The sequence below is a fragment of the Skermanella aerolata KACC 11604 genome (assembly GCF_000936425.1).
GTDB classification, from domain to species: Bacteria; Pseudomonadota; Alphaproteobacteria; order Azospirillales; family Azospirillaceae; genus Skermanella; species Skermanella aerolata.
This window is the reverse complement of sequence record NZ_AVFK01000008.1, coordinates 55,101-67,358: the sequence shown is the minus strand read 5'-3', so window position 1 is coordinate 67,358 and position 12,258 is coordinate 55,101. Positions and strand designations below refer to the sequence as shown.

General features: G+C 64.9%; 9 protein-coding genes. 4 read left to right on the top strand and 5 right to left on the bottom strand.

Annotation, left to right across the window (positions count from 1 at the left end; genetic code table 11):
- The first annotated feature begins 46 nt into the window (after window positions 1–46).
- On the top strand, window positions 47–1,165 hold the full coding sequence (locus N826_RS12320; protein WP_044429130.1) for a CobW family GTP-binding protein: 1,119 nt from the start codon (window positions 47–49) through the stop codon (window positions 1,163–1,165).
- Window positions 1,166–1,688: 523 nt separating this feature from the next.
- Here the strand turns inward: N826_RS12320 and N826_RS12315 are convergent.
- Together N826_RS12315 and N826_RS39915 are read right to left on the bottom strand one after the other, a co-directional pair.
- Window positions 1,689–2,921 (bottom strand): SLC13 family permease, encoded by a 1,233-nt coding sequence (locus tag N826_RS12315; RefSeq protein ID WP_147040498.1) that lies wholly within the window; start codon window positions 2,919–2,921, stop codon window positions 1,689–1,691.
- Window positions 2,922–3,002: 81 nt separating this feature from the next.
- The gene (locus N826_RS39915) at window positions 3,003–3,839 is read right to left on the bottom strand and encodes a putative metalloprotease CJM1_0395 family protein (protein WP_052831116.1); all 837 of its coding nucleotides are present in this window, start codon (window positions 3,837–3,839) and stop codon (window positions 3,003–3,005) included.
- Between the two features lie 157 nt (window positions 3,840–3,996).
- Between N826_RS39915 and hrpB the strand changes: the two genes are divergently transcribed.
- The 3 genes from hrpB (at window position 3,997) to N826_RS12295 (ending at window position 8,971) form a co-directional block, all read left to right on the top strand.
- Complete coding sequence (gene hrpB, locus N826_RS12305; protein WP_211099267.1) at window positions 3,997–6,501, top strand: ATP-dependent helicase HrpB; 2,505 nt, start codon at window positions 3,997–3,999, stop codon at window positions 6,499–6,501.
- Complete coding sequence (locus N826_RS12300; RefSeq protein WP_044429126.1) at window positions 6,502–7,689, top strand: BaiN/RdsA family NAD(P)/FAD-dependent oxidoreductase; 1,188 nt, start codon at window positions 6,502–6,504, stop codon at window positions 7,687–7,689.
- 166 nt (window positions 7,690–7,855) lie between these two features.
- The gene (locus N826_RS12295; protein ID WP_169789332.1) at window positions 7,856–8,971 is read left to right on the top strand and encodes a methyl-accepting chemotaxis protein; all 1,116 of its coding nucleotides are present in this window, start codon (window positions 7,856–7,858) and stop codon (window positions 8,969–8,971) included.
- Window positions 8,972–8,994: 23 nt separating this feature from the next.
- On the opposite strand, the gene N826_RS12290 is transcribed toward N826_RS12295, so the two are convergent.
- The 3 genes from N826_RS12290 to N826_RS12280 form a co-directional block, all read right to left on the bottom strand.
- Complete coding sequence (locus tag N826_RS12290; protein WP_044429124.1) at window positions 8,995–10,473, bottom strand: methyl-accepting chemotaxis protein; 1,479 nt, start codon at window positions 10,471–10,473, stop codon at window positions 8,995–8,997.
- 181 nt (window positions 10,474–10,654) lie between these two features.
- Entirely contained in the window at window positions 10,655–11,704 is a 1,050-nt protein-coding gene (locus N826_RS12285; protein ID WP_044429122.1) for a metal-dependent hydrolase, read from the bottom strand.
- A 107-nt stretch (window positions 11,705–11,811) separates the two neighbouring features.
- Window positions 11,812–12,195, bottom strand: coding sequence for a DUF779 domain-containing protein (locus N826_RS12280; protein WP_044429121.1), 384 nt, complete (start codon window positions 12,193–12,195; stop codon window positions 11,812–11,814).
- Window positions 12,196–12,258: the final 63 nt, after the last annotated feature.

The following is a 12,258-nucleotide window of genomic DNA, read 5'->3' as shown; positions in this document are numbered from 1 at the left end:
CGATGCGAAGGGCCGATCCCAGGGGCGAACCGGAAGGCAAGATAGAGTGAACACAGTCATCGCCGCGAACCCGACCCGTCTCCCCGTTTCGGTCCTGACCGGCTTCCTGGGCAGCGGCAAGACCACGCTGCTGTCGCAGATCGTGCGCCATCCCGGCATGGCGAACACGGCCGTCATCATCAACGAGTTCGGGGAGATCGGGCTGGACCATCTGCTGGTCGAGAAAAGCTCGGAGAACACCGTGCTGCTCAACAGCGGATGCCTGTGCTGCACCGTGCGCGGCGACTTGATCGACACGCTGCGCGACCTGTTCCTGAAGCGGGTTCGCGGGTTGGTGCCGGAGTTCGACCGCGTCGTGATCGAGACGACCGGACTGGCCGATCCGGCGCCCGTGCTCCACACGCTGATGAACGACCCACTGATCGCGGCCCGCTTCCGGCTGGACGGCGTCATTTCCACGGTGGATGCCGTCAACGGCGGCGATCAGTTGAACCGGCACGACGAAAGCGTCAAGCAGGCCGCCGTCGCCGACCGGATCGTCCTGACGAAGACCGATATCGCGTCGGCCGAGGCGGTAGCCGACCTGGAAGACAGGCTCAAGGCGCTCAACCCTGCCGCCCCGATCCTGCGGGCGGTCCAGGGCCAGATCGACCCGGCCGGTCTGTTCGACGCGGGCCTCTATAACCCGACAACCAAGAGCCCCGATGTCGAACGCTGGCTGAAGGCGGAGGCCTACGAGGACGCCGGGCACGATCACGGCCATGGGCACGATCATGGGCACGAGCATCAACACGACCACGATCACGGCCATCACCACCACGGGCATGACCGCAACCGGCACGACGACCACATCACCGCCTTCTGCATGACGATCGACGAACCGCTGGTGTGGGACGCCTTCGCGACCTGGATCGAGACGCTGATCACGCTGCGCGGTCCCGACCTGCTGCGCATCAAGGGCATCCTGAACGTCCGGGAATCCGATGCGCCGGTCGTGGTCCACGGCGTCCAGCACGTCTTCCACCCGCCGGTCCGGCTGGAGGCATGGCCTAGCGACGATCACCGGTCGCGCATCGTCTTCATCACCCGCGACGTCAGCCGGGAGACCATCGAAGCGATGTACGAAGCCTACCGGGAAGCGGCGGCTGCCGGGGATACGATCTGATCTTGCTTAAATAAGAGGCGCACAAAGAGAAAGCGGCGGGTCGATGCCCGCCGCTGAATTCCTATAACCCTCCATATCGTCCTTCTACCCGGCCGTCCCTCGCATTGATGCTAAGGGATCTTATTATTTCGGAAGCGTTGTTCCGATGTCTCCGAGTATAGGACGGAACCTAACCTGGGTCAGGTCCAACCGCCCTGTATCAGGTGCGGTAATTGGTGCCGTAGCGTCCTCAACCTTGTTGCCCATCCTTTGCCGGATGTGGCGTTTTTATTTTGAGCGATCCTCCCATGTGCGGGTTCAGAGTTGTTTTTGTTCTTGCCCGCATCGTTGGAGGGGACAATAACGCAATCCCCCCTCGCCGCAAAGGGCTTTTTGCACAAAAACTGGTTCTTGTGCAGACTTTCTCGGCATAGACACCAAGCCAAAGGTAATATTATCCCAAAGGGTAACAGGTGTACCGTTGAGTACTGAACCGTTCTGTTTATGCTTTATCTCGCAACTGCGAAATAACGCGAGCTTCCTTTTACTTCAACGGCATCAGCCCGGTCCCCCATAACCAGAGACAAGCAAAAGCCAGGGATGCAAGCGTCATCGGAATACCGCATCGGGCATGCTCGACGAAACCGAGGCGCACTCCCATGGACTGTGCCCGCTCGACCACGATGATATTGGCCAGGCTGCCGAGGATCATCAGGTTGCCGGCAAGGGTGGACAGCAACGCCAGTCCGTACAGCGCTCCTTCCGGCGGCTGATGCCAGACGGCCAGCAGCAGGACGACGGCGGGGACATTGCCGATGGTATTGCTCGCCAAGACGGAAAGCGGGGCCATGACGGCGAGACTGTCGGGCAGCAGTCCGGCGGCGGCCAGATAGGCTACGGCATCCGCCGGCAGCCCGGTCTGCTTGAGCGCGAAGTTGATGGAGAACAGGCAGGCGAACAGGACGAGAAGGTGCCAGTCGACCATGCCGATCATGTCGCGGCTGCCCAACTGGCGGCTGATCAGCATGGCGCCGGCGATCAGCAGCACCCCGATCTCGTGCGGCATCGCCGTCCCGAACATCGCCAGCAGGGCGAACGTCGCCAGCAGCGCCTTGCCCAACTGCCAGCGGTCCAATTGCGGCAATGGCACGTCGTCCAGGCTCAGGCCGCCGACCGTCAGGCGTCCGCGCCAGATCAAGGCCACCGTGACGAAGACGCAGACCAGCCCAAACAGCGCCGGCACGCCGCAAGCGCCGGCGAACTGCCAGAAATCCAGACCGCCGACCTGACCGATCACGATGTTCTGGGGGTTGCCGATCAGCGTCGCGGCGGAACCCGCATTGGCGGCCCCTGCCAGTGCTATCAGGTACGGCCGGGGGTCGAGCCCGCGCCCCTTCAATCCGACGCACAGCATCGGGGTCATGGCGAAGACCACGACGTCGTTCGCCAGCACGGCGGACAATCCGCCCGACACGGCGACGGTCACCGCCAGCAGGACCAGGGGAGAGCGCCTGGCCGTCGCGACGCGGAGCGCGCACCAGTCGTAGAATCCGGCGGCGGCGAACTGCGCCGACAGGATCATCAGCCCGAACAGGATGAACAGCGTTGGAAAATCGATGGCCCCGGCGATCTCCGAGGTGTGCACGGCGCCGCCGGCGAGCAGGACGATCAGCGCCACGAGGGCGATACCCGTGCGGTCGATGCGCAGACCGGGGAACCGCCCCAGGGCCATTCCGGCATAAGTGGCGGTGAAGACAGCCAGGACGAAAAAGGTCACGTCGGGAGGATCCAGGCGAACTTGGGAGCGGATGTCGAGGTGTTGCATAACACCCGAAGATGCCGCATGTCCGCAAACGCTTCAGGCGTTTATCCCACTTTGCGCCCGCGACGACCGGACAAGCGCCGCGGCACTCTGATAGGCCTGCATGGCGGTGGCGACCGCGGCGGCGGAGGAAGCCTTGGCCTGCTCCTTTTCACCGCTCTTCCCATCGTGCGGGCCGGATTGCCCGGCTTCCTCCGCCCTGCCCCCCTGCCCGGCCGGGTCCGTGGCGGAATTACCGGCGGCACCCTTGACGCTGTCGTCGCCACCCTTCATTTCGTCGAGCTTCGCGGCGTCGAGGTCGCGTTGCGCCTCGGCCATCATGCGGCGGGCGGCGGCGGCGACCTTGAAGTCCTGCGGCGACGGTTCGGCGGGAGACGTCGCCGCACGGCTGACCCGTTCCATCTTCGCGATGGTGGCGGCGGGATCGTCCTCCGGACTGACGTCGATCGAGACTTCGCCGCCGATGGCATAGCGCTGGCCGTCCGGTCCGGTCTGATAGGTATAGGACGGCGAGCCGGCCAACTGGCCGCCGGAAGCCTTGTGCGCGTTTTCGTGATTGCGAACTTCGGTATCGCGGGCCTTCAGCTCCTTGAGCTGCTTGCGCTCGCCCTCCGTCAGGCCGCTGGCGTCACGCTTCTCGCCGTCGCCGCCGGTGTCCTTATCGTCCTTGCCACCCTTGAGGCCCTTGGCGCCCTTGGCATCGCCTTTGGCGTTCCCGGCGCCTTTGTAATCCCGGGTGGCGGCGTTGCCGTCGGTCGAAGCACTCGTCTCCCCGTCGGCGCCGGCGAGGCCGGTGCCTTGTGCAGCGCCGTCGCGGCCGCGCTGGGGCGCGGCATAGAGCGGACGCTGGAGAGAAGAGACGTTCGTTATCATGGACGATCGCCAGCGAATCTCCGGAAATACGGGACTTCGGGCTGCATCTTCCGGCCGCCGTGCCTAATTTTCAGTAAAGCGGCGGGCATCGTCCCAGACGCCATGCTATAGAGCCGCCGAACGCTCCCGACCTATTCTGAAACAGGCCGCGCATCCCTTGCCGCATCCCATCCCCTCAGTCCTGCCGATCGATCCGGTCCTTCCCGACATCTGCCGGGCCTTGGGAGCGGCTCCCTACGCCGTCCTCCAGGCGCCGCCCGGTGCCGGCAAGACCACCCGCGTCCCGCTGGCGTTGCTGGACGAACCATGGCTGGCCGGCTCGAAGATCGTGATGCTGGAGCCGCGCCGTCTGGCCGCCCGCGCGGCCGCCCGCCGGATGGCGGACATGCTGGGGGAAGCCGTCGGCGAAACCGTCGGCTACCGCGTCCGGATGGACAGCAAGGTCGGACCGAACACCCGGATCGAAGTGGTGACCGAAGGAATCCTGATACGCCTGCTCCAGCGCGACCCCGCCCTGGAAGGGATCGGCGCCGTCCTGTTCGACGAGTTCCACGAACGCAGCCTGGACGCGGATTTAGGGCTGGCCCTGTGCCTCCAGACCCAGTCGGTCCTGCGCGACGATCTGCGCCTGCTGGTGATGTCCGCCACGCTGGACGGCACGGCAGTCGCCCGGCTGCTGGACGGTGCCCCTGTCGTCACCTCGGAAGGCCGCGCGTTCCCGGTTGAAACCCGCCATATCGATCCAAGCGGAGCCCGCCGGATCGAGGATGCCGTGGCATCCGCCACGCTGACGGCGCTGAAGGAGGAGACCGGCAATATCCTGGTCTTCCTGCCCGGCGTCGCCGAGATCCGCCGGGTGGAGAAACTGCTGGTGCAGGCCTCCACCGGGCCGGGCGTCCTGATCGCTCCGCTCTACGGCGACCTGCCCCAGGACCGCCAGGACGCGGCGATCGGTCCGACGCCGCCGGGACTGCGGAAGATCGTGCTGGCCACTTCGATCGCTGAGACCAGCCTGACCATCGAAGGCATCCGCGTCGTCATCGACAGCGGACTGATGCGGGTTTCCCGCTTCGATCCCGGCGGCGGCATGACCCGGCTGGAGACGATCAAGGTCAGCCAAGCCTCCGCCGACCAGCGGCGGGGCCGCGCCGGACGGCTGGAGCCGGGCGTCTGCTACCGGCTTTGGCCGCAGGGGCAGCACAGGGCGCTGCCGCCGCATACCGCCCCTGAGATGCTGGCGGCCGATCTGGCGCCGCTGGCGCTGGAACTGGCGCAATGGGGCGTCAGCGATCCGGCCGACCTGCGCTGGCTCGACCCGCCGCCCGCACCGGCCTATGCCCAGGCTCGCGACCTGCTGCGCCGGCTGGGCGCACTCGACGCGGATGGCAGGATCACGGCGCATGGCGGCAACATGGCTTCGCTCGGCATGCATCCGCGTCTGGCCCACATGGTCCTGCGCGCCCGCGACCTCGGCTGCGGCGCGCTGGCCTGCCAGATTGCGGCCTTGCTGGGGGAGCGCGATATCCTGACAGAACAGCCGGGCGAGCAGCGCGACTCCGATATCCGCCGCCGGGTCGAGACGCTGAGATCGGGCGACCAGAAGCTCTGGTCGGTGCGGCAGGTGGCGGCTCAGGCGCGGCAATGGCAGCGCCAGCTCGGCATCGCCGCCGGAAGCGGAACCGTAGGCGATACCGGAAGGGTGCTGGCGTTGGCCTATCCCGACCGCATTGCCCAGCGGCGTCCGGGCAGCGACGGCCAGTACCGGCTGAGCAACGGGCGCGGCGCGTTCTTCCTGAAGATGGAGCCTCTCGCCGCCGAGGACTTCCTCGCCGTGGCCGACCTGGACGGCGCCAAGCGGGAGGCCCGCATCTTCCTGGCAGCGCCGCTGACCCTGGCCGAGATCGAGGAAGACTTCGCCGACACGATCGAGACGGTCGAATCCATCGCCTGGGACAGCCGGGAGGAAGCCGTGCTGGCTCGCCGCCAGCGCCGGCTGGGCGAGTTGGTCCTGAAGGACGAGCCATTGCCGGACCCCGGCGGCGCCCGCACGGCGCAAGCCTTCTGCCAGGGCATCCGGGAACTCGGCCTCGCCGTGCTGCCCTGGACCCGCGAGCTGGAGAACTTCCGCGCCCGCGTCGAGTTTCTGCGCCGGTTCGAGCCGGAAGGCTCCGGCTGGCCGAACATGTCCGACGAGACCTTGCTCGCAAGCCTGGAAGACTGGCTGGCTCCGTTCCTGACTGGGCTGACGCGCCGTGCCCATTTGAAGCGGCTCGACCTCGGCTCCGCCCTCAAGTCGCTGCTGCCCTGGGACCGCCAGCGCGACCTGGAGGACGCGGCACCCACCCATGTCAATGTCCCCAGCGGCTCGCGCATCCCGCTCGACTATACGAGCGGCGACGTGCCCGTGCTGGCGGTGCGGCTTCAGGAAATGTTCGGGCTGGCCGAAACGCCGAAGCTCGCCCATGGTCGGGTGCCGCTGGTGCTCCATCTGCTGTCGCCGGCCCATCGGCCGATGCAGGTGACCAGCGACCTCGCCAGCTTCTGGGCCAATACCTACCGCCACGTCAGGGCCGACCTGAAGGGCAAGTATCCGAAACATTACTGGCCGGACGACCCGCTGGAAGCGGAACCGACCAGCCGCGCCAAACGCCGGGGCACCTGAATGGCCGTATCAGCCACTAAAACTGACGTCATCGTCATCGGAGCCGGAGCCGCCGGACTGATGTGCGCGATCTCCGCCGGGCGGCGCGGCCGCCGGGTGCTGCTGATCGACCATGCCGAAAAAGCGGGCAAGAAGATCCTGATCTCCGGCGGGGGGCGCTGCAACTTCACCAACCTGCACACCGCTCCCGACCGCTTCATCTCGGCCAACAGGCATTTCTGCATCTCCGCCCTCCGGCGCTACACCCAGCACGACTTCATCGCGCTGGTTCGCCGCCACGGCATCGCTTTTCATGAAAAGAAGCTGGGGCAGTTGTTCTGCGACGACAGCGCCCGCGACATCGTCGGCATGCTGCTGCGCGAATGCGAGGAAGCCGGCGTCACCCTGATGCTGGACACCACGGTCGGCCGGATCGAGAAGGACGGCGGCTTCCGGGTCGAGACCAGCGGGGGCGCCTTCGACACCGAAAGCCTCGTGATCGCGACCGGCGGGCTGTCGATCCCGAAGATGGGAGCGACCGGCTTCGGCTATGGGGTGGCCAAGCAGTTCGGCGTCGAGGTGCTGCCGACCAGGGCCGGGCTCGTCCCCTTCACCTTCGCCGATGCCGACCCCAGGAACTTCAAGGATCTGGCGGGCGTGGCGTTCGACGCGGAGGTCCGGTGCGGCGGCGCCTCCTTCAGCGAGGCGATGCTGTTCACCCATCGGGGCCTCAGCGGCCCGGCCATCCTCCAGATCTCGTCGTACTGGAAGGACGGCATGCCGGTGGAAATCGACATGCTGCCGGGAGCCGGGATCGAAGACCGGCTGAAGGGCCTTGTCGCGGAACGTCCCAAGGCGGAAGTGAAGACGCTGTTGTCCGACCTGCTGCCCCGCCGACTGGCCCTGAAGGTCACGCCCGCATCCTTCGACGGCCGTCCGGCGAACCGGGTGCCGGAGCGGGAATGGCAATCGCTGACCCACGACCTCCGCCACTGGGAGATTTCCCCCGCCGGGACGGAAGGCTACCGTACAGCCGAAGTCACCCTGGGCGGCGTCGATACCGCCGCCTTGTCGTCCAAGACGATGGAAGCCCGCGCCGTGCCGGGTCTCTACTTCATCGGCGAGGTGGTCGATGTGACCGGCTGGCTCGGCGGCTATAACTTCCAATGGGCATGGTCGTCCGGTTACTGCGCCGGCCAGTTCGCCTGAAGGCGGGCCTGCCGGAGACCTGTCGCCTGAACACGTGCCCTGGTCATCCTTCATTTACGACCGGCGGCTAATCTCATCATAGAATTTAAATTTTAAGGCAAAAAGCATAATAATGACATCTGCCGGCATCAATCTTCCATCGGCCCGTGCAGGCGACCCATCGCTGTTGAGCGAGTGGGCCGCTTTCTCGACGGTTCAAAGCCGGTCCTTCGACGTGCTGCGGCGGGAGATCGAGGAAACCAGCCGGAGCATCGAGAACAGCACCCAGGACATCAGCACCGGGTTCCGCGATCTGGCCGATTCGGCCGGCGAGCAGAGCCGGCGGGTTCAAGAGATCATCGCCAACGCCAATGTGGTCGAACTGGACGGCGAGCGCGTCCCGATCGACCGGGTCATGGTGGCGATGCAGGAAATCCTGGTGGACATGGTCAACAACATCGTCTCGCTGTCGAAACAGGCGATGCGGATGGTCTATCTGCTGGACGACGTCGTCCAGGATGTCCAGGGGATGGTCTATCTGCTGGACGACGTCGTCCAGGATGTCCAGGAAGTCGAGAAGTTCATCGGCGAGATCGGCGAGATCAACCAGCAGACCAACTTCCTCGCCCTCAACGCCCGCATCGAAGCCGCCCGCGCCGGCGCCGCCGGAACCACCTTCCACGTCGTCGCCGGAGAGGTCCGCCAGCTCTCATCCACGACCGCGGCCCTGGCCGAGCGGATGAGACTTTCGGTCGGGGCCGTTTCGCGCGGCGTCGTCCGAGGCTACGAGATCCTTCAGACCATCGCCGACACCGATCTGTCGCCCCAGCTTCTGGCGAAGGAGCGGATCGACAGCGCCATGTCCGGCCTGATCGTCCAGGCGGAGCACTTCACCGCCGTACTGAGCGATGCCGTCGTCGCGTCCGACACGATGACACGCAACATCGGCCAGATCGTCACCCGCCTGCAGTTCCAGGATCTGGCCAAGCAGCACTTCGAACATGTCATCGACGGCATGATGCTAATGAAGAGCGGGTTGGAAGACCTGGGGCCGGCGACATCGGCCGCCATCGGCGCCGCTCCCGCCTTCACGCCGGACGATCGGTCCGAATGGCTGAGCGGTCTGGCGGCGGGCCTCCCGGTCGGTGCCGCCCGCCAGCGCTTCCTTCGTGCCCTGCTGATGGGCGGCACTGCGCTCGACGGCATCGGGGCGCTGGATGTCCTACCCGGCGACCGCACCGGCACCGACGATGTGCCCGGTGCCCAATCCGATCCCGATCAGGATGCCATCGAGCTTTTCTGAACGGGCATCGATGCCTCTCCGCCTCAGCGGACAAGCACCTTTGCCGCATCCTTGGTCTTGGTGATCGCCAGCGCCGCCTGATGCACGGCGGAGGAAATCTCCCCGACATTCGAGGATACCGTCGAAACGGCCGCCGATGCGCTTTGCATGTTCGACGACATGCTCATGGTGACGGAACTCTGCTCCTCGACGGCGGCCGCCGTCACGGTGACATGGTCGCGGACGCTGCCGATGGCGTCCCGGATGGTGTCGAGCGCGGTTACTACCTCGCCCGAGGTCGACTGCACGCCGTCGATCTCCCGCGAGATCTGCTCGGTCGCCCGGGCCGCCTGGTTGGCAAGGTTCTTGACTTCGCTCGCCACGACGGCGAAACCCTTCCCGGCCTCGCCGGCACGTGCCGCCTCGATCGTGGCGTTCAGCGCCAGCAGGTTGATCTGGCCGGCGATGTTCTGGATCAAGCCGACGATGCCGTTCATCGCCTGGGCGGCATTGGTCAGCTTCTCCGTGCTCTGCCCGGCCGCCACCGCCCGGTCGAAGGCATTGTCGGTGGCGGAGCGCGACTTCGCCATGTTCTGCGAGATTTCGTTGATCGATGCCGCCAGTTCCTCGGCACTGGCCGCGACCATCTGAACGTTGGTCGAGGTCTCGTCCGCCGCCAGCGACGCGGAGCGCGCCTCCGAGGTCGACCGTTCGATCGCGCCGTCGATCTCGCCGAAATTGGTATCGATCAGGGTCTTCAAGTTCGCCAGGAGTTCCACCTGGGCCGTGATGTCCGTCGCGAACTTGACGACCTTCACGACCTTGCCATTCTGATCGAGGATGGGGTTGTAGGCTCCTTCGATCCAGATCGACTTGCCGCCCTTGCCGATCCGCTTATACTGCCCGGCCTGAAATTCTCCGGCCCGAAGCCTGTCCCAGAACGCCGTGTAGTCCCGGCTGTCGCGTTGGCCGGGCTCGACGAACATGCCGTGATGCTTGCCCTTGATCTCGTCCAGGCGGTATCCCATCGCCTTGAGGAAGTTCTCGTTGGCATTGACGATCTGACCGTCTACCGAAAACTCGATCACGGCCTGCGACCGGTTGACGGCGGTAAGCTGCATCGCGTAGTCGAGGTTCAGAAGTCGTTCCTTGGCATCGGACCATTCCACGACGAAGCCGATCCTTTGCCCCTTGTCGAAGAGCGGGCTGACCAGCAGATCGAAGACGCGCTTGCCGACGCGGATCGTGGCGCTGTGCGGCTTGTCCAGCGCCGCCAGCATCTTGCGCTGATGGCCGGGGTTCTTGTGGAAGATGTCGATGTTGCTACCGATAAGCTTGGCGACGCTGAAGCGAGGAAGTTCAGCCTTAAGCTCGTCTTCTGCATCCCGCATAAGGTTGACGGCGGCAGGATTCATGTAGGTGATGTTGAGCTCACTGTCGGCAATCATCACATTGGCGCGCAAAGCGTCCAGACCCGTAGTTTTACTTATATCCACGGTGTTTTTGCTGAACTTCTTGAACATAACCGCTTTCCCCGGCGTTTCGAACTCCTTGCATCATTGATCAGGGTTATTAATAAAATTTTACGTATCTGGGAGAATCCGATAGCTCTTTGGTCGTCTCGAAGGCCGAAATTAGCAGTATTCACTCATATGCAAAACAATATGAGTGAATACTGTAATTATCCTTCATATGCCGAAAGGCCTATCCCCAAATACGGCGCCAATACTCGCTAAAATCGGATCGTGAAGCCGAGCGAGGCTGCTGAAATCTCTCGGGCGCACCCAGCAGTTGTCCGTCCCGGTCCACTTGGGCACGGATGCCCCAGAAGCCCAGTTCGGTGCTGCCCATCATGCCATAGCGGTAATCGAACGCCTCCACGGCGGCGCCTTCGGCATTCTCGACGACCCGCCACCACAGCTTGTCCATCGCGAACCACCGGAAAACCCCGGCTTCCCACGTCGCGGCGACCTTGTCGATCAGGGGATCTTGCCGAACCGGATGGGTGGTCCAGTCGATCGTTCCGCCGGCCACGATAGAATAATAACCGACCATGATGCTGTCCGGCGTCTCGGCGACGACCCGGCGGAACCAGGGCTGAAAGAGCTGCGGATACGCCAGGATGTTCTGGACCGGCTGGCCGGCCGTCTTCAACTGCTGGCGCGCCTCGGCCCGGATGTTCTCGTTGATCGCCCATCCCATCAGCGTCCAGCTATAGATGAACAGCAGCGCCGCTGCGGCCGATACGACCGCGGTACCCGGTCTTCGGCGGGCAAAGGTACCTACGACCAGCGCCGCCACCAGCACGAGACTGTAGATGGGATCGATGATCGGCAGTGCATCGATGGCGAAGCGGTGCCGCGAGAACGGCGCCAGCAACTGCGTGCCGTAGCTGGTGAAGACGTCGATGATGGGATGGGTGAACAGGACGAGGATCGACAGCCAGATCCAGGCCCGCAGTTCTTCCGGTCCGGCCAGCATGCCGGTGCCGCCCCTCCGCATCGCGCGCCAGCGGGAGAAGCGCCAGAGCGCCCATCCGAATAGTGGCCCGACGACGGGGCCGAAGAAGATCGAATGCGTGATGCCGCGATGGTAAAGCCAGTTGGCGTATGGACCGGCCAGCCCTGCCACCACGTCCAGGTCGGGCACGACCCCCAGCAAGGCCCCTGCCACCATCGCTTTGCGGCCAAGCGTGCGTCGGAATCCAGCCTGCGCTACGACCGCGCCGAGCAGGCTCTGTGTGATGCTGTCCATGGTCCCCGGAAATTCTTCGATCTGTGCACCACACAAGATGCACCACCGAAACCGGGAAGCAACCGGCGTCTCGCACGGGGTCGATCAACCCGGCGCATTAAGGAAGATCAGTGCGCGCCGTTGGCCGGAGGCCCCGCCGCGACAAGCTCCGCCATCTCCTCGTCGCTGAAGACCCGGCTGCGCGTCAGGAACCGCACGCCTTCGGGCGCTTCCAGCGAAAACCCCGAACCCCGCCCCGGCACCACGTCGATGATCAACTGGGTATGCGACCAGTATTCGAACTGTGCGGCCCCGATGAAGAACTGACAGCCGGCAATCTCGCCCAGATGAATGTCCTGCGCGCTCGTGCGGAATTCGCCCGCCGGAAAGCACATAGGGGCGCTGCCGTCACAGCAGCCACCCGATTGATGGAACGCAAGGTCTCCGTGAATCGACTTGAGGGTCGCGATGACCGCCTCGGCGGCCGGCGTGACGGTGACACGTTCCACCATTGTTTCTTATTCTCCCCCGTGAAGACCGTGCCCATTGAAGACCTCGGCGGTCCCTCGTTTCTG